The 19,698-nt window shown below is 70.0% G+C and carries 19 protein-coding genes and 1 pseudogene; 9 read left to right on the top strand and 11 right to left on the bottom strand.

The window, feature by feature from the left end; genetic code table 11:
• Window positions 1-168 precede the first annotated feature (168 nt).
• Complete coding sequence (locus tag AC07DS_RS38635; RefSeq protein ID WP_479153187.1) at window positions 169-1,194, top strand: ATP-dependent 6-phosphofructokinase; 1,026 nt, start codon at window positions 169-171, stop codon at window positions 1,192-1,194.
• Between the two features lie 36 nt (window positions 1,195-1,230).
• Here the strand turns inward: AC07DS_RS38635 and AC07DS_RS38640 are convergent, their stop codons facing one another.
• From AC07DS_RS38640 to AC07DS_RS38665, 6 genes are all read right to left on the bottom strand, one after another.
• Complete coding sequence (locus tag AC07DS_RS38640) at window positions 1,231-1,938, bottom strand: helix-turn-helix domain-containing protein (protein ID WP_479153189.1); 708 nt, start codon at window positions 1,936-1,938, stop codon at window positions 1,231-1,233.
• A 137-nt stretch (window positions 1,939-2,075) separates the two neighbouring features.
• The gene (locus AC07DS_RS38645) at window positions 2,076-2,903 is read right to left on the bottom strand and encodes a carbohydrate ABC transporter permease (protein WP_479153191.1); all 828 of its coding nucleotides are present in this window, start codon (window positions 2,901-2,903) and stop codon (window positions 2,076-2,078) included.
• Window positions 2,904-2,911: 8 nt separating this feature from the next.
• The gene (locus AC07DS_RS38650) at window positions 2,912-3,775 is read right to left on the bottom strand and encodes a carbohydrate ABC transporter permease (RefSeq protein ID WP_479153193.1); all 864 of its coding nucleotides are present in this window, start codon (window positions 3,773-3,775) and stop codon (window positions 2,912-2,914) included.
• Window positions 3,772-5,145, bottom strand: a complete 1,374-nt coding sequence (locus AC07DS_RS38655) for an extracellular solute-binding protein (protein WP_479153195.1) — start codon at window positions 5,143-5,145, stop codon at window positions 3,772-3,774. Before AC07DS_RS38655 ends, AC07DS_RS38650 begins: the two co-directional genes overlap by 4 nt.
• Window positions 5,146-5,215: 70 nt before the next feature.
• Window positions 5,216-7,111 (bottom strand): tetratricopeptide repeat protein, encoded by a 1,896-nt coding sequence (locus tag AC07DS_RS38660; RefSeq protein ID WP_479153229.1) that lies wholly within the window; start codon window positions 7,109-7,111, stop codon window positions 5,216-5,218.
• 148 nt (window positions 7,112-7,259) lie between these two features.
• Window positions 7,260-8,108: a 5'-methylthioadenosine/S-adenosylhomocysteine nucleosidase family protein gene (locus AC07DS_RS38665; protein WP_479153197.1), complete on the bottom strand. Its 849-nt coding sequence runs from the start codon at window positions 8,106-8,108 to the stop codon at window positions 7,260-7,262.
• 26 nt (window positions 8,109-8,134) lie between these two features.
• Here AC07DS_RS38665 and AC07DS_RS38670 point away from each other — a divergent pair, with 26 nt between their 5' ends.
• Together AC07DS_RS38670 and AC07DS_RS38675 are read left to right on the top strand one after the other, a co-directional pair.
• Complete coding sequence (locus AC07DS_RS38670; protein WP_479153198.1) at window positions 8,135-8,692, top strand: hypothetical protein; 558 nt, start codon at window positions 8,135-8,137, stop codon at window positions 8,690-8,692.
• Complete coding sequence (locus AC07DS_RS38675; RefSeq protein WP_479153200.1) at window positions 8,689-10,878, top strand: tetratricopeptide repeat protein; 2,190 nt, start codon at window positions 8,689-8,691, stop codon at window positions 10,876-10,878. Before AC07DS_RS38670 ends, AC07DS_RS38675 begins: the two co-directional genes overlap by 4 nt.
• On the opposite strand, the gene AC07DS_RS38680 is transcribed toward AC07DS_RS38675, so the two are convergent.
• Entirely contained in the window at window positions 10,760-11,455 is a 696-nt protein-coding gene (locus AC07DS_RS38680) for a response regulator (protein ID WP_479153201.1), read from the bottom strand. The genes AC07DS_RS38675 and AC07DS_RS38680 overlap by 119 nt on opposite strands.
• Window positions 11,452-13,080 (bottom strand): sensor histidine kinase, encoded by a 1,629-nt coding sequence (locus AC07DS_RS38685; protein WP_479153203.1) that lies wholly within the window; start codon window positions 13,078-13,080, stop codon window positions 11,452-11,454. The genes AC07DS_RS38680 and AC07DS_RS38685 overlap by 4 nt, the downstream gene beginning before the upstream one ends.
• Window positions 13,081-13,201: 121 nt before the next feature.
• Between AC07DS_RS38685 and AC07DS_RS38690 the strand changes: the two genes are divergently transcribed.
• Entirely contained in the window at window positions 13,202-14,620 is a 1,419-nt protein-coding gene (locus AC07DS_RS38690; protein WP_479153231.1) for a cation:dicarboxylate symporter family transporter, read from the top strand.
• Window positions 14,621-14,742: 122 nt separating this feature from the next.
• On the opposite strand, the gene AC07DS_RS38695 is transcribed toward AC07DS_RS38690, so the two are convergent.
• Entirely contained in the window at window positions 14,743-14,904 is a 162-nt protein-coding gene (locus AC07DS_RS38695; RefSeq protein ID WP_479153204.1) for a hypothetical protein, read from the bottom strand.
• Window positions 14,905-14,925: 21 nt separating this feature from the next.
• Between AC07DS_RS38695 and AC07DS_RS38700 the strand changes: the two are divergent.
• Together AC07DS_RS38700 and AC07DS_RS38705 are read left to right on the top strand one after the other, a co-directional pair.
• Window positions 14,926-15,596 (top strand): annotated as a pseudogene (locus AC07DS_RS38700) (MFS transporter); the annotation flags it as partial.
• 100 nt (window positions 15,597-15,696) lie between these two features.
• Window positions 15,697-16,464 (top strand): DUF2127 domain-containing protein, encoded by a 768-nt coding sequence (locus tag AC07DS_RS38705; protein WP_479153206.1) that lies wholly within the window; start codon window positions 15,697-15,699, stop codon window positions 16,462-16,464.
• 21 nt (window positions 16,465-16,485) lie between these two features.
• Here the strand turns inward: AC07DS_RS38705 and AC07DS_RS38710 are convergent, their stop codons facing one another.
• Both AC07DS_RS38710 and AC07DS_RS38715 read right to left on the bottom strand, forming a co-directional pair.
• Window positions 16,486-17,379, bottom strand: coding sequence for an aldo/keto reductase (locus tag AC07DS_RS38710; RefSeq protein WP_479153208.1), 894 nt, complete (start codon window positions 17,377-17,379; stop codon window positions 16,486-16,488).
• Window position 17,380: 1 nt separating this feature from the next.
• Window positions 17,381-18,292: an NAD-dependent epimerase/dehydratase family protein gene (locus AC07DS_RS38715; RefSeq protein WP_479153210.1), complete on the bottom strand. Its 912-nt coding sequence runs from the start codon at window positions 18,290-18,292 to the stop codon at window positions 17,381-17,383.
• 45 nt (window positions 18,293-18,337) lie between these two features.
• On the opposite strand from AC07DS_RS38715, the gene AC07DS_RS38720 reads away from it, so the two are divergent.
• The 3 genes from AC07DS_RS38720 to trxA are packed head-to-tail and all read left to right on the top strand — an operon-like array spanning window position 18,338 to window position 19,646.
• A complete protein-coding gene (locus AC07DS_RS38720; protein ID WP_479153212.1) occupies window positions 18,338-18,859 on the top strand; it encodes an Lrp/AsnC family transcriptional regulator in 522 nt (173 codons plus the stop codon).
• A gap of 29 nt (window positions 18,860-18,888) precedes the next feature.
• A complete protein-coding gene (locus AC07DS_RS38725; RefSeq protein WP_479153214.1) occupies window positions 18,889-19,317 on the top strand; it encodes a MerR family transcriptional regulator in 429 nt (142 codons plus the stop codon).
• Window positions 19,318-19,331: 14 nt separating this feature from the next.
• Window positions 19,332-19,646, top strand: a complete 315-nt coding sequence (gene trxA, locus AC07DS_RS38730) for a thioredoxin (protein WP_479153233.1) — start codon at window positions 19,332-19,334, stop codon at window positions 19,644-19,646.
• Window positions 19,647-19,698: the final 52 nt, after the last annotated feature.

The raw sequence follows: 19,698 nt of genomic DNA on the forward strand, positions 1-19,698 counted from the left end.
ACGCTGTCATGTCTACGGCATAAAAATCGCCCACCAAGGTGAGCAGAACCCTCTTGACAATACCCCCGGTGCCGGATAAGGCGCCCGTCAGGACTTCACCGCTCCGGTGAACGTGAAAGAATCGGCACTGGCTCACCGGCACCGAAAGCGAGCAGGAGACACAGCACGATGCGCATCGGAGTTCTCACCGCAGGCGGCGACTGCCCCGGCCTGAACGCCGTGATCCGGTCGGTCGTGCACCGGGCGGTGGCGCAGTACGGCGACGAGGTCATCGGCTTCGAGGACGGCTACCGGGGTCTGCTCGACCGCCACTACCGCACCCTCGACCTGGACGCGGTCAGCGGCATCCTGGCCCGCGGCGGCACCATCCTCGGCTCCTCCCGCCTGGAGCGCGACCGGCTGCGCGAGGCCTGCGAGCGCGCCACCGACATGGTCGAGGAGTTCGGCATCGACGCGCTGATCCCGATCGGCGGCGAGGGCACGCTGACCGCGGCCCGCATGCTCTCCGACGCGGGCCTGCCGGTCGTCGGCGTCCCCAAGACCATCGACAACGACATCTCCTCCACGGACCGCACCTTCGGCTTCGACACCGCCGTCGGCGTCGCCACCGAGGCCATGGACCGTCTGAAGACCACCGCCGAGTCCCACCAGCGTGTGATGGTCGTCGAGGTCATGGGCCGGCACGCCGGCTGGATCGCCCTGGAGTCCGGCATGGCCGCCGGCGCCCACGGCATCTGCCTGCCCGAGCGCCCCTTCGACCCCGCCGACCTGATCAAGATGGTCGAGGAGCGGTTCTCCCGGGGCAAGAAGTTCGCGGTCGTCTGCGTCGCCGAGGGTGCCCACCCCGTCGACGGCACCATGGACTACGGCAAGGGCGAGATCGACCAGTACGGCCACGAGCGCTTCCAGGGCATCGGCACCGCGCTCGCCTACGAGCTGGAGCGGCGCCTCGGCAAGGAGGCCAAGCCGGTCATCCTCGGCCACGTCCAGCGCGGCGGCGTCCCGACCGCGTACGACCGCGTCCTCGCCACCCGCTTCGGCTGGCACGCCGTCGAGGCCGCACACCGCGGCGACTTCGGCAAGATGACCGCGCTGCGCGGCACCGACGTCCGGATGGTGCCGCTCGCGGAGGCGGTCACCGAGCTGAAGACGGTCCCGAAGGACCGCATGGACGAGGCCGAGTCGGTCTTTTAGCCGTTCCTGTTCTCTTCCGGCTGTACCTGTTCCCGGCTAGCCGTTCCTGTTCTCGACGGCCGTCCAGAAGTTCTCCACGATCCGGCCGATGAAGTCCTGGCCGGACTCGCTGGCGTCGCTGGTGCCGCCGCCCCAGCTCAGGGTGGCGGCCATGTGCCCCTGGTAGTCCTGGTGCAGCTCCTGCAGCACATGCTCCAGGACTGCCCGGTCCAGGGGCGCGATCTTCGCCACCGGGCGCACATAGGCCTGCCAGCGGGTGGTCACCGCGCTGTGCAGCAGCTCGGCGAGCTTCTTCTCGCGGCCCGTGACGGTCACGAAGTCGGGCAGGGACAGCTGCAGCACGTCGGCGAGCGCCGCCGACTGGCGCTCGTTGCCCTGCCACGCCCCGCTCTCCTCCGTCCGCAGATACCCGGGCAGGTCCAGGCCGACGGCACGGGCGACGTCCTCCGGTGCGATCCCACGTGCGACGCGGTGCTCGCGCAGGGTCCGGGGCCTGCCGATGAGTTCGCCCGGAGAGCACCACAGCACGCCCGCGAGGGCGGTGAGTTCGGGATTGCTGGGCGAGGCGATCCCGCGCTCCCAGGCGGTCACCAGGTCGGGTGTGACGTACGGCAGCCCGTACGAGGCCCGCATGCCGTAGGCGACGTGCTCGGGCCCCATGCCGAGGGCGGCGCGGAGCCTGCGGGCGGCCGGGGCGTTGAACGGGGGAGTCGAGAGGTTGGGCTGGGGTGAGGGTTGGCGCACCCCGCACAAGCTAGGGGCGCGCCGGGGCGGTGACTACGGGCCGTTCGGACAGGATCACTAATTGTAGGAACGTACGGTTCCGGCCGTTCGGTACGTTCCGGCCGTTCGGTAGGTAACGGACGGAACACCTCTGCCCGCTATCCCTTGACCGCGCCACCGAGTGCGAATCCGCCCCCTAGCCGCCGCGCCACGAGCACGTACAGAAGGATCACCGGCGTCGAGTAGATCACGGAGAACGCGGCCAGCTGCCCGTACGCCACCATGCCCCGGTTGCCGAAGAAGTCGTTGATGCTGACCGAGGCCGGCATCTGGTCCGGGCTGAGCAGCAGCATGAAGGGGACGAAGAAGTTCCCCCACATCATCACGAACGAGAAGACGGTCACGACCGCGAGCCCCGGCCCCATCAACGGCAGCACGATCCGGACGAGGGACTGCAACGACGACGCCCCGTCGGTCCAGGCCGCCTCCTCCAGCTCCTTCGGTACGCCGTCCATGAAGTTCTTCATCAGCCAGATGGCGAACGGGAGTTGGGACGCGGCGAAGAAGAAGATCGTCCCCTGCAGCGTGTCGATCAGGTTCACCCGCACGAACAGCGCGTACACCGGCACCATGATCGCGGTGATCGGCAGACTCGTCGCGAACAGGATCGTCAGCAGGAACGGCCGGTTCAGCCGGGACCGGAACCGGGAGAGCGGATAGGCGGCGAGGGCCGCGCAGACGACGGTCAGCGCAGTGGCGCCGCCGCACAGGATCAGGCTGTTGAGCAGCGGGGTGTAGGTGATGTCCGGGGTGAGGATCGCGTCGAAGTTGCCGAGCGTGAGCCCGTCGGGCACCTTGACCTTCAGGTCCGCGTGCGGGTCCACGGAGGACAGCAGCACCCAGGCGAGCGGCAGCGCGAAGGCGAGGGCGACGACGAGCAGCCCGGCGTCGGCGGCGAGGCGACGCGAGGGACGATGTCGGGGCATGACCGGTACTACACCTCCGTCCGCAGCAGACGCAGATAGACGACGGAGAACAGGGAGCCCACGAGCAGCAGGAGCAGGGCGACGGCGGTGCCGTACCCGATCATGCTGTTCTGGAAGGCCTGTTCGTACATGAACAGCGGCAGGGTCTGGCTCCGGTCGCCGGGCCCGCCCCTGGTCATCACCCAGATCAGCCCGAAGACGGAGAGCGTCTGCAGGGTGTTGAGCATGAGGTTGGTGCCGATGGAACGCCGGATCATCGGCAGGGTGATGTGCCACATGCGCCGCCATCCGCCGGCACCGTCCACTTCCGCGGCCTCGCTGATCTCGCTCGGTATCTCGTCGAGCGCGGCCGAGTAGACGAGCATCGAGAACGCCGTACCGCGCCATACGTTGGCGAAGGAGACGGCGAGGATGGGGAGAGTGAACAGCCAGTTCTGCGCGGGCAGATGGAGGTGCTGAAGGATGGCGTTCAAGGTGCCCTCGCGCCGGAAGAAGGCGTAGAGCAGGAACCCGGCGACGACCTCCGGAAGCACCCAGGCGGTGATCACGACCGCGCCGGTGATGGTGCGCACGGGCTTGGAGGCCCGCTTCATCAGCGCCGCGAGGGCGAGGCCCAGGGTGTTCTGCCCGACGAGCGACGACAGCACCGTGAACACCAGTGTCAGCCACACCGCGTTGAGGAACGCGTCGTCGTGGAACGCCCTGCGGAAGTTGTCGAGGCCGACGAAGGAGGAGTGGGCCTGGCCGGTCAGCTGGAGATCGGTGAAGGCGATGTAGACGCAGTAGGCGATGGGACCGGCGAGAAAGAGAAGCAGCAGGACCAGTCCGGGGGCGAGGGGGAGGGCGCGGACGACCCCCTGGCGACGCCTCACTTCCGGACGACTTGGTCGCCGGTGACGTCCTTGAGGGCGGCGTCGTAGCCGCTTGCCGCCTCTCCCACCGACCGGTCGCCGGTGCTGACCCCCTCCATGGCGTCCTGGACGGCGGTCGACACCTTCGGGTACGCGGGGTAGGCGGGCCGGTAGTGGGTGCTGGCCACGAGGTCGGTGAAGAACTTGATGCCGGGCTGGGCGGTGGCGTACGCCGGGTCGCTCGCCACGTCCTTGCGCACCGCGATGCCAGAGTTGGCGATGTACCACTTCCGGGCGTTGTCCTTCGTCTGCATGGTCCTGATGAAGTCGAAGGCGAGGTCCGGATGGGCGGCCTTGGCCGGGACGGCCCAGGTCCAGCCGCCGGACATGCTCACCTTCCCCGGGGCCTGGCCGCGCTGGGTGGGCATGTACGCGAGCCCCAGTTGCCCGGACCAGTCCTTCCACTCGTGCCCGCTGCCCGGCAGCCAGGCCTGCGGGAGCCAGGAGCCGTCGAGATCGATGCCGAGCCTGCCCTGGGGGAGGAGCTCGCCGTTGACGGTGGTGGCGAAGTTGGGATCGAGCGCGTCGGAGACGTCGGGGCCGAGCTTCTCCTTGTACACGGTCTCGACGAACTTCAGCGAGTCCTTGAACCCCTGGCTCCCGGCGATCCACTTCTTGCTGCCGCTGTCGTACAGGGGGTCCGACGTCCCGTCGCCGGTGCCGTACAGGAGCATCTCGAACCCCTGCATGGTGGCCCGCTCGCCCGCCGGCTTGCCGGTGTAGACGTTGAGTGGGGTGACGCCGGGGACCTTCTGCTTGATGGTGCGCGCGGCCGCGAGTACGTCGTCCCAGGTCTTGGGCTGCCAGTCGGTGGGGAGACCGGCTTTGCGGAAGACGCGTTTGTCGAACCACAGGCCCCGGGTGTCGGTGCCGTCGGGCACGCCGTACGTCTTCCCGTCCTCGCCCTTCGCCGCGCTCTTCGCCGTGCCGATGAACTGCTGCCAGTCCGGCCACTTGGCGAGGTACGGGTCGAGGGGCTTCAAGTACCCGCTGGTGATGTCCGAGTTGATGAGGAAGGTGTCCTCGTACACCAGGTCCGGGGCGGTCCTTGGGGAGCGGAGCATCTGCTGCAGTTTGGTGTAGTACTCCGAGTCCGGCGCCTTGATGGGGACCAGCTCCACCTTCTTGCCGGGGTACTTCTTCTCGAACTGCTTCTTGATGCCGGCGAGGTAGGTGTCCATCACCTTGATGGAGTTGTCCGTCGACTGCTTGAAGGAGACCTTGATGGTGTTGGGGCTGCTGCCGGAACCGTTGCCGCAGGCGGTGAGGGCGGTTGCGGCGAGGGTGAGTGCTACGAGGGCGGTGGCGGTGGCGGTGGGGCGCACGGGCATGACCTCCTGCGAACGCACTGGGTGGTGGCGCGGGGATGGCTGCCGTGTGAACGTAAGAGGAGTGGTCTAGTCAGGTCAATGCGTCTGCGGCGGATTGGGCGTTGGTGGCTTCGCGGAGGGCGTCTCCTCGGGCGTACGCGTCGGCGGCCTCGAGGTAGTGGGTGCGGGCTTGAACGAGGAGGCCGGCGGACTCGCATGCGATGGCCAGGTTGTTGGCCGTCTTGCCGATTTCGTACCAGTGCCCGAACTCCCGCTTGATGCGCAGTGACGCCTCGAACGCCGCGATGGCCTCTGCCATCTGATCTATGGCTTCAAGGGCCAGGCCCAGGTTGTTCCACGCGGTGGCCTCGAGGTAACGGTCCTCCTCGGCCTGGAACAGATCACGAGCTTGGGCATGAGCCTCCACCGCCTCGTACGGTCGGCCGGCGAACCGGAGAGCGAGGCCGAGGTTGTTGGTTGTCATGGCCTCGTCGCGACGTTCGCCGATGGCTCGGAGCAACTCGCGTGCGTGCGTATGTGCATCGATGGCCTGCTCTGCCGCGTCCGTGTCCTGCAGAGCAAGACCGAGACCACCCCACGCGCTGGCCTCGCCGCGCTGTTCGCCCTCGGCCTGGTAGAGGTCGCGAGCCCGCGTGAAGGCCTCGATGGTCGCCTGCGTTCGATCGGTTTCCAGCAGGGCGTTACCCAGGCTGAGCCAAGCGCCGGCCTCGGCAGCCCGGTCACGGGTGTGACCGGCGGCTTCCAGGGCTGCCTCGGCCACAGTGAGCCAGTCGTCGAAATATCGCCGCCAGTCCAGGTACTCGCTCAGGCACGCGGCCAGTCTCCCCGCCAGTGCCGCGTACCGCTTCTCCCGCGCCCACTGCACTGCGCCCACCAGTCCTGCTCGTTCCTCGTCCAGCCACGTCAGTGCCTGTGCCCGGTCCGCGAACCTCTCCGGCTCCTTCCTGCCGGGCAGCCAGTGCAGCCGGTCGTCGGCTGCATCGGCCCACCGCCAGTAGAAGGACAGCAGCCGTTCCCGTGCCGCCTCTGCCTCCTCACGCAGCCTGGCGTTGCCGTCCGCCACTCCTGCCCCGAACAACCGGACCAGGTCGTGCAGCCGCCATCGAATCGTGGAGGTTGCCCGCACCGGGGTCACGAGATAGGTGGCGGCCAGGTCCTCCAGCAGGCGCAGCGCGGCATCCTCGGTCAGGTCTGCCAACGCGGCAGCGGTTTCCGTACGCGCGTCCTCGCCGGGGGCGAGGGCGAGCAGGCGCAGCAGCCGGGCCTGTTCGGACGGCAACCGGCGGTACGACGTCTCCAGCACCGGACGCAGGGCCAAGGACCGGCCGTACAGATCCGTGCCGGGGCTGCCGTTGTCCAGCACTCGGGTCGGGTCCCCGGCCGTCCTGATCTCTGTCACCAGTGAGGCGATGTCCCGCAGCCGGCGGCGCCGGAGCATCGCGGCGGCGATCTGCAGCGCCATGGGCAAGTGGCCGCACAGAGAGGTGAGTTCGTACAGCGCTGACGGCTCCCGCTCCGGTCGGTCGTCGCGCTCGTCGGCGTTGTGCAGCGCGCGGGTCAGCAGGGCCACCGAGTCGGCCGGGTCCAGCGTCTCAAGGTCGACGTGCCGGATGGGCAGGGTGTCCTGGCGGTCTCGTGAGGTGATCAGGACCCTGTGGTGGTCGGCGCCGGGCAGCAGCTCGCGGAACTGTGCCGGGTCCGACGCGTTGTCGAGTATGAGCAGTGTCCGGGCACGGCCGGTGAGGCGGTCACGGTACACGTCGTACTGACGTGCCGACGTCGTAGGCAGATCCGCACCCTGCACGCCGAGCGCGTCGAGCAGGGCCAGGACCGCCTGGTCGGCGGTGACCGGGTTGTCGTCGTAGCCGCGCAGGTCCACGAACAGCGTTCCGCCCGGGAACCAACCCTGCGCGCACGCCCGGTGCGCCGTCTCGATCGCGAGCGCGGTCTTGCCGATGCCGCCCATGCCGGCGAGCGCCGAGATCAGGATGGGCGTCGTGGCGCCATCGGGTGCAGGAGCGAGTAGGGGAAGCAGGCGGCGCAGCTCGTCCTCCCGGCCCGTGAAGCCGATGGGCCGGGGCGGCAAGGTGGCGCTCGCGCGGGGTACCGGGCCCCTACCGGTTTCCGGTCTGCTTGCCGATGACGGGCCCGTGGAAGGTCCCGCCCCGGAAGTCGATGTGGTCGCCCCCGTATCCCCCTTGGGGCCCCTCCTCGGAGCCGTCGGAGCCGCCGTCGCGAGGCAGATGCTTGCGCAGCACCGCCACCGTCACCGAAGCCGCCTGTGCCGCCGCCCGCTTCTGCGAACCGCCGGCATCGGCCTTGCGCTTGTTCGCGTCCGCGCGGTCGCTGATGCCCCGGATGACGAGGGCGTCCAGCCGACCGCTGAAGTGGGCTGCGTTGGCCGCGCCCGATCCCTCCATCTCGATCGCCCCGGCGTCGTTGTAGTGCGACTCGATGTGCCGTGCGATGTCGGACTCGGCGTCTGCCAGCACCACGTCACCGGTGGCGATCGGCGCGAAGTGCACCTCCACGCCCTCCAGGTCCCGCGCCGCCGAACGCGCCGCCTGCTCCAGTGCGTGGGAGCTGGGCAAGGCCTTGGGGCGCACCTTGAAGCCCTTGTCCGTCTGCTTGCCGCTGTGGATCTCGTACACCTGGGTGCCGACCACGACGTCACCGATGGCGATGTCGTCCTTCAGGCTGCCGGCCACCCCCACGAAGAACACGGCCTGTGGATGCAGCCACTCGATGAGCTGCGTCGCGAGCGCTGCGGCCCGCTCGGCGCCCACGCCCAACTCGCTGACCGCGACCTGCCAGGGGCTGTCGTGGAGCCTGCCGATCTCGACGCGGGTTCCTTTCGGGTGGACGCGTTCCTCACGGTCCGCGATGTACGGACGCACCGCCGCGTACTCCAACGACAGCGCGGTCAGGACCAGAACAGTGGGTTTCGTCTCCGGCACACTCATAAGGTACTGCTGGGAAAGGGGACCTAGTGGCCGAACGTGACGTGAGCGCAGGGCAGTTGTTGCTCACCGAGTACGAGACGATCAAGGACGAGCAGAAGACCCGGATCGGGTTCCGGGACAATCTGCTGTACGTCACGCTCACGGTCGTGGCCGCGGTGATCGCTGCCGCGGCGCAGGCCAAGCAGACCGAGATGCTGCTGGCGTTGCCGCCGGTGTGTGTCGTCCTCGGGTGGACGTACCTCGTCAATGACCAGAAGATCTCGGCGATCGGGGCTTATGTGCGGGGGGAGTTGGGGCCTCGGCTCGCCGAGATGGTTCAGGTGGAGGAGGCCGAGGTCTTCCGGTGGGAGGTCGCCCACCGAGGGGATGCGCGACGGGTCTCGCGGAAGGTCGCGCAGTGTGTGGTGGACCTGCTGGCCTTCTGCGTCGTGCCGCTGAGCGCGCTCGCCGTGTACTGGGTGGGGGACGACGTCTCGCCGGGGCTGCTGGTTCTGTCCGTGCTGGAGGCGGTCTCGGTGGTCGGGTTGGGGGTGTACATCGTTCAGTACGCCGTGCCCTTCGGGGTGGGGGGCAATGCGGAGTGAGCGATCACATCGACTTCCAGGGCGGGGAGTTCAGAGGAACGGTCATCGGGAAGGCGGAGTACCTGCAGGAGGCTCCGGCGCCTACGGCATTGGATGCGTTGCCTCCGAGAGCGGCGGGGTTCACGGGGCGCGACGGGGAGTTGAGCCGGCTACGCGACGCGCTGAACCCGGCGGCCGGTCCCGGTGAGCCCCAGGCCGTACTCGTCACCGCAGTGTCAGGGCTGGGAGGCATCGGCAAGACCGCACTTGCGGTGGAAGCGGCGTACGCGGCTCGGGCAGAGGAATGGTTTCCGGGTGGGGTTCTCTTCGTGGACCTCCATGGTTACGACGATGCTCCCGTTACGGCGGACCAGGCGCTTCAGTCGCTGCTCCGGGCTCTCGGGGTGGAGCCGAAGCACATTCCGGCCACGGCGGACGAGCGGGCGGGGCTGTATCGGTCGGTGCTGGCCGCACGGGACGCAGTACTGATTCTCGCCGACAACGCGTCCTCCACCGAGCAGGTACGGTCTCTGTTGCCGGGAGGGAACCGGCACAGGGTACTCGTGACGTCGCGGGACCGGCTCTCCCAACTTGGCGCCCGACTCGTGCCGCTGTACGAACTCACGCCTGCGGCAGCCTACGAACTCCTCGACCGCGCCCTGAGAATCGCGAATCCGGAGGACAGCCGAGTCGCCGACGGGTCCACGGCAGCCGCCCGCCTCGCAGGCCTCTGCGGGCATCTGCCACTGGCGTTGCAGATCGCGGCCGCGCTGCTCGCCGAGGACTCCTGCATGTCCGTGACGGAGCTCGTCGCCGAGCTGAGCACGTCGTACGACCGTCTCGCCCCTCTCAGCGACGGTGACCGCAGTGTCCGGGCGACCTTTGAGCTGTCGTATCGCCGGCTGCCGGCCGGACAGGCCCGTCTCCTGCGTTTGCTGGCCCTGGCGCCGGGCCCGGAGGTGAGCGAGGAGGTGGCCGCCGCGCTGGTCGGAGCCGAAGAACCGCCGGTTCGGGAACTCAGGGCGCTGGCTCGCGCACACCTTGTGGAGCGGGGGAGTGGACGGTGGCGGATGCATGACCTGGTACGGGCCTTCGGGGCGGGGATGGCGGCCCGGAATGCCGCGTCGCAGGAGGAGGTCGAGGCCGCACGGGAGCGCGTTCTGCGGTTCTACGTGCGGTGGGCGGATGCCGCCGATGACTGGTTGCGGTGGCTGCCGGGCAGGCCGGAGCCGGAGCTGTTCGCGGACCGGCGCCAGGCGCTGTCATGGTTCGACGAGGAGCGGGCGGGGCTGGTGGCGGCGGTGTCGTGGGCTCGGGAGGCGCGGTACGCGGACACGGCGGTGAGGCTGTCCATGACCCTGGGGGTCTATCTGGACTGGCGGCGGTATTACGAGGAGTGGATTGCCGTCAGCCGTGCCTCGCAGGAGGCGGCGCACCGCGCCGGTGACGTCATCAATGAGGCCACGTCCTGGGCCAACCTCGGCTACGGCCTCTTGGAGACGGGCGCGGTGAAGGAGGCAATGGATGCCCTGACTTGTGCCCGTGACCTCTGTCAGACCGTGGGGGACCGTGAGGGAGAGGCCGGAGTGTGGGACTATCTCGGCATCGCCCTGCAGGATTCGGGCCGGGCGGAGGAGGCAATAGAGGCCCACATCCGGGCTCGCCGCCTTTTCCAGGCGATCGGGGGCCGCCTGGGGGAGGCTGTGGCGTGGCAGAACCTTGGCAACGCTCTGCACGAGGCGGGCAAAGTGGAAGAAGCGATCGAGGTCCACATCCGCGCCCGCGACCTCTACCAGGCCATCGGGGACCGTCATCGTGAGGCCCAGGTGTGGCACAACCTGGGCAACTCCTTGTGTGCCGTGGGCCGGGTGGACTCGGCGATCGAGGCGTACGCCAAGGACCTCGAAGTGTGCCGGGAGTTCGAGGACTGGTACGGGGCAGGCGTGACTCTCGATGGCCTGGCTCGCGCTCATCAGCAAGCCCACCGCCCAGCCGAAGCCCGCAGCTTCTGGCTTCAGTCCGCCGACGCCTTCACGCTGGCCAACGCCCCCACCGAAGCCGACGGAGCCCGTGCCCGGGCAGCCGCCCTCACCGCCCCTGAGAAGCCCACCGATAAACCAACTCCGGCCTCCCCACCTGCCCGTACAACGGACTCCGCCCAGCCCGCCCCGCCTCCACAAGGTGCTCCAGGTACCGCCGCGCAGTGATCCGCGAGATCCCGACCGCCTCCGCGACCCCTGCCGCCGTAAGCCCCTGTGACGCCTCCCGAAGCACCCCGGTGACCCGTTCCAGCGTCGGCCCGCTCAACCCCTTCGGCAGCGCCGCGGGCGAAGGCGCACGCAGCGAAGCCAGCGCCCGGTCCACCTCGTCCTGCCCGCTCGCCTCCCCCACCGCCGCATGGAACTCGGCGTACCGCACCAGCCGGTCGCGCAGCGTCGCGAAGGTGAACGGCTTGAGGACGTACTGGACCACCCCCAGGGAAACCCCCTCCCGCACCACCGCGAGATCTCGCGCCGAGGTGACCGCTATGACATCCGCCTGATGCCCCGCCGCGCGCAGCGACCGCGCCAGCTGCAGCCCGTGCACATCCGGCAGATGCAGGTCCAGCAAGAGCAGGTCCACGGGTGTGCGGTCCAGGAAGCGGCGCGCCTCCGCGCCCGTGTGCGCCTTGCCCACCGCGACGAATCCCGGCACCCGGCCGACGTACATGACATGCGCGTCGGCGGCCACCGGGTCGTCCTCGACGACGAGGACCCGAATGGGTTGCGAAACCGAACCCGTCATCCGCCGTCACCCACCGATGTGCGCAACGGCAACCGCACCTCGAACACCGCTCCGCCCGCCCCTTCCTCGTCGGACTCCGCCACCGTCAACGTTCCGTCGAGACGGGTCACCGCCTGCCGGACCAGGGCCAGACCGAGGCCCCGCCCGCCGGGTCCCGCCGGCTTCGTCGTGAACCCCCGTTGGAATACCAGGTCGGCATGGGCGGGGTCGACACCAGGTCCCGTGTCGGACACGCGCAGCACCAGTTCGGCGGCCGAGGCGTACGCCGTCACGGTCACCCGCGCCCGCACGCTGCCCTGGGCCGCGTCGACCGCGTTGTCGATCAGGTTGCCGAGGACGGTGACCAGGTCCCGGGGCGACAGCTCGGCGGGGAGCACCCCGTCGTCGAGCCGGCTGTCCGGCGACACCACCAGCTCGACACCCCGCTCGTTCGCCTGGGCCGTCTTGCCCAGCAGCAGGGCGGCCAGCACCGGCTCGCTCACGGCGGCCACCACCTGGTCGGTGAGGGCCTGGGCCAGCTCCAGTTCCGCCGTCGCGAAGTCCACGGCTTCCTGAGCCCGGCCCAGCTCGATCAGCGAGACGACCGTGTGGAGGCGGTTCGCCGCCTCGTGGGCCTGCGAGCGCAGGGCCTGTGTGAAGCCCCGTTCCGAGTCCAACTCGCCCATGAGGGACTGGAGTTCTGTGACATCCCTGAGCGTCGCCACCGTCCCGCGCCGCTCTCCCCCCGACACCGGTGAGGTGTTCACCACCAGCACCCGGGACGCCGTCAGGTGCACCTCGTCCACGCGCGGCTCCGACGACAGCAGCGCCCCGGTCAGCGGAGCGGGCAGCCCGAGGTCGGCCACCGAGCTGCCGATCACGTCCTCCTCGTCGCCGACCCCGAGCAGCTCCCGGCCGCCGTCGTTGATCAGTGCCACCCTGAACTGCCCGTCCAGCATCAGCAGCCCCTCGCGGACCGCGTGCAGCGCCGCCTGGTGGTAGTCGTGCATCCGGCTCAGCTCGGCGGCGTTCATGCCGTGGGTGTGGCGGCGCAGGCGGGCGTTGACCACGTAGGTGCCGACGCCGCCCAGCAGCAGTGCGACGCCGGCCACCCCGAGCAGGGCCGCGACCTGGCCCCGGACCCGTTCGCTGATCGCCTCGACCTTGATGCCGGCGCTGACCAGGCCGATGACCCTGCCGTTCTCCTCCACCGGGGTGACCGCGCGGACGGACGCGCCGAGGGTGCCGGTGTAGGTCTCGGTGAAGGTGCGGCCGTGCTGGGCGGGGCCGATGCGGCCGAGGAAGTGCTTGCCGATCTGCTTCTCGTCGGGGTGGGTCCAGCGGATCCCGGACGGGGTCATGATCGTCACGAAGTCGACGTTCGCGTCCCGCATGACCTGCATCGCGTAGGGCTGGAGCCGCTCGGTCGGATCGGGGGTGTGGATCGCCGAGCGGACCGAGGGGGAGTCGGCGATCGAGCGGGCCACGGCCGTCGCGTGCCGGGCGGCCGCGTCCTCGGCCTGCCGTTCGTCGCTGACGTAGGTGAACAGCGCGTACCCGGCCACGACCACCGCTATCAGCACGGCCTGCATGGCGAACAGCTGGCCGGCCAGGCTGCGCGGGCGGGGGAGGGGCGGGAAGCGCATGTCAGCAGTGTGCCCCTCGGGTCAAGCATGAACTAAATGAACGGAAGGGTGACCGCCCTCACAGACCGGGAGATAGTCACGGCATCCCCCACAACCCCCGGACGTGAGCCGCACGCCGGTGATGCCGACGAAGACGTCAAGGAGGGCAGCCGTGGCCGCCAGTTCCCCCGATACGGCACCTGCCGCACCCCGCGTGAAGCGGGACCGGACCCACTACCTGTACATCGCCGTCATTGTGGCGGTCGCTCTCGGTATCGCCGTGGGGCTCATCTGGCCCGATGCCGGAGTCGAGCTGAAGCCGCTGGGCACCGGCTTCGTGAACCTGATCAAGATGATGATCTCGCCGATCATCTTCTGCACGATCGTGCTCGGCATCGGCTCCGTACGGAAGGCCGCGAAGGTCGGTGCCGTCGGCGGTATCGCGCTCGGCTACTTCCTGGTGATGTCGCTCGTCGCCCTCGCCATCGGCCTCGTCGTCGGCAACGTCCTGCACCCGGGTGAAGGGCTGCACATCACCGACGCCATCAAGGCGACCGGGCACGGCCAGGTGTCTCCCGACGCGCTGCCGCCGGTCGACTTCGTCCTGTCGATCATCCCGACCACCTTCGTGTCCGCGTTCACCGAGGGCCAGGTGCTGCAGACCCTGCTGGTCGCGCTGCTCGCCGGATTCGCGCTGCAGGCCATGGGGCCGGTCGGGCAGCCGGTGCTGCGGGGCGTCGAGCACATCCAGCGGCTGGTCTTCCGCATCCTGTCCATGGTCATGTGGGCCGCGCCGATCGGTGCCTTCGGTGCCATCGCGGCCGTCGTCGGCTCGGCAGGCCTGGACGCGCTCAAGAGCCTCGCGGTGCTGATGCTCGGGTTCTACGTGACCTGCTTCCTGTTCGTCTTCATCGTGCTCGGCGCGCTGCTGCGGATCGTCGCCGGACTGAACGTCTTCTCGCTGTTCAAGTACCTCGCCCGCGAGTTCCTGCTGATCCTGTCGACCTCGTCCTCGGAGTCCGCGCTGCCGCGGCTCATCGCGAAGATGGAGCACCTGGGCGTCAGCAAGCCGGTCGTCGGCATCACCGTGCCGACCGGCTACTCCTTCAACCTCGACGGCACCATGATCTACATGACCATGGCGTCCCTCTACATCGCCGACGCCCTGGGCACCCCGATGTCCATCGGCGAGCAGATCCCGCTGCTGCTCTTCCTGCTGCTGGCCTCCAAGGGCGCGGCGGGCGTCAGCGGTGCGGGTCTGGCCACGCTGGCCGGCGGTCTCCAGTCGCACAAGCCCGCCCTGGTCGACGGCGTCGGCCTGATCGTCGGCATCGACCGCTTCATGAGCGAGGCGCGTGCGCTGACCAACTTCGCGGGCAACGCGGTGGCGACGGTGCTGGTCGGTACCTGGACGAAGGAGATCGACAAGGCCCGGGTCAGGCAGGTCCTCGCAGGTGAGCTGCCGTTCGACGAGACGACCCTGCTGGACGAGCACCAGGCCGCGGTCAAGGACCTTCCCGAGCCCCGCGAGGACGGGGAGAAGGAGCTGGCCAAGGCCTGAGCCCCGAGAAAGCTCCGGACGTCCGGCCCCGCCTGAACCCGGGCCGGGCGTCCGGGAACCGCCGCCGGGCGGCTGGGTCTCCCCCGTTCACCCAGCCGCCCGGCTTCCATGTCTTTCGGGGTCTACGACTCCGCGCTCACCTCGGCCACCGGCTCGGTGGCCGTGGAGGCGGGTACGCCCGCCGCGGTCCGTACGGTGACCGTGGCCGAGCGGCCCGCCTCCACGGCTGTCACCAGGCCGTCGTTCACCGCCTCCGTCACCGCGAACAGCATCTGCTCCTGCACGAATGCGCCCTGGAGACCGGCGTGAGCAGTGCCATGGTCGGCGGTACGACGGCCCTGGCACTGCTCACGCGGGTCGACGCGGGCTCGATGTACACCGACTTCCTGGCCCCGCTGATCATCCTGGGCCTCGCCATCGGCCCGCCCTCTCGCCCTGCACCGACGCGATCACGGGCGCCTTCCCGGAGTCCGAGCCGGGCCTCGGCGGCGCGGTCGACGACACCTCGCTGGAGCTGGGCGGCTCGCTCGGCATCGCCATCCTCGGCTCCCTGCTCGCCACCTCGTACGGCGACCACCTCACCGACGCCACCGCCGGCAGCAGGCTCCCGGCGAGCGCCCTCGCGACCGCACAGGACTCCGTCGGCGCCGGGTACGCCGTCGCGCAGGGCATCGGCGGCAAGGCGCACCAGCCGGCCGCACAGGCCGCACGGACGAGCGACCCGCAGCAGGCCGCCCAGCTCCAGCAGCAGGCCGGGCAGCTAGCCTCCGGCGCCCACCGGATGGCCGACGCGGTCGGCTCCGCCTTCTCCGACGCCGTCGCCCGCACCAGCATGATCGGCACGGTGGTCCTCGGCATCGGCACGCTCCTGGTGGCCGTGCTGCTGCCGCGCCACGAGTCCGCCGTACAGGACGAGGCAGCCGTGGCGGAGCAGAATGCCGAGGAGAAGGAACTGGCGGAGAGCGCAGCCGGCTGACCCCGCACGGCGTCTTCTCCCCCGCGTCCACTAGCGTGCCGTGCCGGAACCGGAACGGCACGTTCGTGCGTGTTCCCGAACGAGCATGGAGGCACGGGGGATGAAGATCGACTGGGACCGGCGGACCTGCGCGCGGAAGGGCCATGTGACCTACGCGCCCGACGACCCCCGGCTGCGGGTACGGCTGCACGCGCAGACCGCGCTCGGCGACGTGTGGCGCTGCCTGCGCTGCGGGGACTTCGTGCTGGGCGAGCCGCACGGCACGGGACCGGCCGACGAGGCGCCGCTGGTGGCGCGCGGGAAGGTGCTGCGGGACCTGTTCATCCTGCGCTTCCTCGCGATCGAGCGGGCGGTGCGCGGGGTGTTCATCGTGCTGGTCGCGGTCGCGGTGTGGAAGTTCAGCAACAGCCAGGACGCGGTACGGAAGCTCTTCAACAACTACCTGGACGTCTTCCGGCCGGTGTTCCGGCACTTCCACTACGACCTCGACCACTCACCGGTCGTCGGCTCCATCCAGAAGGCCTTCGGCTACAAGCACTCCACGCTGATGCTGGTCGCGGCCCTGCTCCTCGCGTACGCGCTGGTCGAGCTGGTCGAGGCGGTCGGCCTCTGGTACGCCAAGCGCTGGGCGGAGTATCTGACGGTGGTGGCCACCGCCGCCTTCCTCCCGCTGGAGATCTACGAACTCACCGAGCACATCAGCTGGCTGAAGATCGCCACCCTCGTCCTCAACGTCCTCGCGGTCCTCTACATCGCCCTGGCCAAGCGCCTGTTCGGGCTGCGCGGCGGCCGCAGGAAGTTCGAGGAGGAGCGGCACAGCGCGTCCCTCATGGAGGTGGAGGAGTCGGCCGGAGTGGGCGTCGGCTGAGCCGGCCCCCGCACCGGGGATTCACCGCGTCCGCGTGGACCGCGTCAGCCGGGTCAGCTCCTCTTCGCCCAGTACCAGGTCCGCCGCCCCGGCCGAGTTCCGGACCGTCTCCGGGCGGCTCGCGCCCGGGATCGGGACCACGGCCGGGGAGAGGGACAGCAGCCAGGCGAGGGCGACCTGCTGGGGGCTCGCCCCGCGTTCCTCGGCCACCTCGTGGAACGCCGCGAACCGTGCGCCGCCCTCCAGCATCGACGGCCCGTCCAGTGAGCTGCGCGAGATCCCGCCCAGCGGGCTCCAGGGAAGGAACGCCAGCCCCAGCTCCGCGCACAGCCGCAACTCGGCCTCGCTGGAGCGGATCTCGGGGGAGTAGCGATTCTGGACCGACGCCAGCCGGTCGCCGAGGATCGCGCGGGCGCGGTGGATCTGGTCCGTGGTCACGTTGGAGAGGCCGGCCAGGCGGATCTTGCCCTCGTCCAGCAGGTCGCGAAGGGCGCCGACGGAGTCCTCGAACGGCACGGCCGGGTCGGGCTTGTGCAGTTGGTAGAGGCCGATCGCCTCGACACCGAGCCGCTGCAGGGAGGCCTCGGCGGCCGCCTTGAGGTGCCGGGGCGAGCCCGTCACCGTCCAGCTGCCGTCGGCGGGGCGGCCCCGGCCGCCCTTGGTGGCCACGAGCACGCCGTCGGTGTCGCCGCCGTAGGCCGCGAGGGCGCGGGCGAGGAGGAGCTCGTTGTGGCCGGGATCCCGGCCCGGCAGATGGTAGGAGTCGGCCGTGTCCAGCAGGGTCACGCCGGCGTCGAGGGCCGCGTGCACCGTGTCCAGGGCGCGCCGTTCGTCCGGCCGGCCCTCGATCGACAGCGGCATGGCACCGAGCCCGACCGCGCTCACCTTCAGTCCGCCAAGGGTGCGGTACCGCACGTCAGTCGTCCTCTCCGAGAGTCTCGGCGACGGCCTTCGGCAGCCACTGCCGTACGTCACCGAAGGTGAAACCGAGCCGCGTGGCCCGGGAGTTGTCCATGCCGTAGCGGCGGCGGAAGGCGAAGGGGGAGACCTCGCCGGTCTCGGCCACCTCGAACACCGGCGCGCCGCCGGGCAGCGCTGCCGCCACGGCCGTCGTCAGCTCCTCCAGTGCCAGCAGGCCGTGGGAGGCGGCGTTCACCGGGCCCGTGAAGTCCTCGCCGGCCGCCCAGTACAGGAAGTCCGCGATCTCCTCGACATGGATGTACGTCGCCGGGTGCGTGACCGGTGGTACGGCGAGGGGGGCGCCGGAGCGGATGCGGTCGGCGTAGTGCTGGAGGCGGCCGGTGAAGTCGTCGTCGCCGCCGAGGACGTGGGCCACCCGGACGGACACGAACGGGAACGCGGGGTCCGTCGTGAACACCGCCTCCGCCTGCCGCTTGCCCTCGCCGTAATGGGACTCCAGGAACCCGGGTTCGTCCCACGGCAGTTCCAGGTCCACGGCGACCGTCGCCGGGTCCACCGCATGCTCGGGCACCGGTTCCGCGGAGTCCTCGTGCTCGTACACCTCGACCGTCGAGGTCATCACATAGCGGCCGGTGCGTCCGGCGAAGACGCGGCGGGCGACGGCCGCCTGGCGCGGGGTGTAGCAGACCTGGTCGAGGACGACGTCGAACACGCGGGTGCCGACGGCCTCGGCCAGGGCCTTCTCGTCGTCGCGGTCGGCCACCAGGTGCACCACACCCGGCGGCGGTGCGGACGAACCCCGATTCAGGACCGTGACCCGGTCGCCGGCCGCCAGCAGACGGGCGATCAGCCGCTTGCCGAAATAGCGGTTGCCGCCGATGACCAGTACCTCTCGTACCTTTCGCATGGCCATAATTCTCCGGGCCACACATCCGTTCCTGAAGGGGGAGACATGGGAGATACGGTCACCGCACCGAAAGAACAACGGCATCTGCGGGCCGTCACCAACGAAACACCACTGGCCTTCGACGCGGTGGACCGGCAGCTTCTCGAACTGCTCCAGACCGACGGCCGGATCAAGCTCAGCGAGCTGGGCCGGCGGATCAGCCTGAGCCCTGCGGCCGTCGCCGAGCGGGTGCGCCGGCTGGAGGCGGCCGGGGTGGTCGAGGGGTACGGCGCGCAGGTCGCGGCAGCCCGCCTCGGCTACGGCATCCAGGCCTTCATCCGGGTCAACCCGCACGGCGGCTACACCCTCAAGCACCCGAGGACCCTGGAGCTGCTCGACCGCCCGGAGATCACCGAGGTGCACCACGTCGTCGGGGAGGACTGCTGGATCCTCAAGGTCGCCGTGACCGACACCGTGCACCTGGAGGACGTCCTGGAGCAGACCTCGGCGCTGGGCCGTACGACGACCTCGATCGTGCTGTCCTCACCGGTGCGCCGGAAGCCGCTGCTGCCGCCCCTCTTGCCTTGACGCCGACGTCAACACCTACGGTCGTGGACATGCGAATCGGCGAGCTGGCCGCACGGGCCGGGACCACCACCCGCACCCTGCGCTACTACGAGGCGCGGGGGCTGCTGCCCGCCCGGCGCGACGACAAGGGACACCGCACCTACGACGAGGCCGACGTCAGGCTGCTCCGGCAGATCCGGACGCTGCAGGACTTCGGGTTCGACCTGGAGGAGACGCGGCCGTTCGTGGACTGCCTGCGGTCCGGGCACCCGGAGGGCGACTCCTGCCCGGCGTCCCTCGTGGTCTACCGGCGCAAGCTGGACGAGCTGGACGCGCTCATCGGACAGCTGGCGGCGGTGCGGGAGCAGGTCGCGGGGCAGTTGCGGCGGGCCGAGGAGGCCCGGGACGAGCTGGCCGCCGAGGCGCGGGTTCCGGGAGGTCCGGAACCGGCATGCGAACTGGGAGGGCTGACGCGGTGAGTTTGGTGAGCGGACTGGGCGAGGTGACGGACGCGGACTTCGAGGCGGAGGTGATCGGCGCGGACCTTCCGGTGCTGGTGCAGTTCACCGCCGACTGGTGCGGGCCGTGCCGGCAGCTGGCGCCCGTGCTGAAGGACGTCGCCTTCGAGGAGGGCGACCGGCTGAAGATCGTCCAGCTGGACGTGGACCGCAATCCGCAGACGACGGTCGCCTACGGCGTGCTGTCCACGCCGACCCTCATGGTCTTCCGGGACGGTGAGCCGGTGCGGTCGATGGTGGGGGCCCGGCCCAAGCGGCGGCTGCTGGAGGAGCTGGCCGACGTGCTGTGACGCCTGTGCGGTAAAGCGGGACCGGTCACGAAAAAATCCCCCGAGTAATTGC

The organism is Streptomyces sp. NPDC044064, from assembly GCF_056434245.1.

Coding starts and splice junctions, on each gene's coding strand:
- AC07DS_RS38635 (WP_479153187.1), top strand. CDS start 169: ATGCGCATCGGAGTTCTCACCGCAGGCGGCGACTGCCCCGGCCTGAAC.
- AC07DS_RS38645 (WP_479153191.1), bottom strand. CDS start 2,903: ATGCCCCGACATCGTCCCTCGCGTCGCCTCGCCGCCGACGCCGGGCTG.
- AC07DS_RS38655 (WP_479153195.1), bottom strand. CDS start 5,145: ATGCCCGTGCGCCCCACCGCCACCGCCACCGCCCTCGTAGCACTCACC.
- AC07DS_RS38660 (WP_479153229.1), bottom strand. CDS start 7,111: ATGGGCGGCATCGGCAAGACCGCGCTCGCGATCGAGACGGCGCACCGG.
- AC07DS_RS38665 (WP_479153197.1), bottom strand. CDS start 8,108: ATGAGTGTGCCGGAGACGAAACCCACTGTTCTGGTCCTGACCGCGCTG.
- AC07DS_RS38680 (WP_479153201.1), bottom strand. CDS start 11,455: ATGACGGGTTCGGTTTCGCAACCCATTCGGGTCCTCGTCGTCGAGGAC.
- AC07DS_RS38685 (WP_479153203.1), bottom strand. CDS start 13,080: ATGCGCTTCCCGCCCCTCCCCCGCCCGCGCAGCCTGGCCGGCCAGCTG.
- AC07DS_RS38690 (WP_479153231.1), top strand. CDS start 13,202: ATGCCGACGAAGACGTCAAGGAGGGCAGCCGTGGCCGCCAGTTCCCCC.
- AC07DS_RS38705 (WP_479153206.1), top strand. CDS start 15,697: ATGAAGATCGACTGGGACCGGCGGACCTGCGCGCGGAAGGGCCATGTG.
- AC07DS_RS38715 (WP_479153210.1), bottom strand. CDS start 18,292: ATGCGAAAGGTACGAGAGGTACTGGTCATCGGCGGCAACCGCTATTTC.
- AC07DS_RS38720 (WP_479153212.1), top strand. CDS start 18,338: ATGGGAGATACGGTCACCGCACCGAAAGAACAACGGCATCTGCGGGCC.
- AC07DS_RS38725 (WP_479153214.1), top strand. CDS start 18,889: ATGCGAATCGGCGAGCTGGCCGCACGGGCCGGGACCACCACCCGCACC.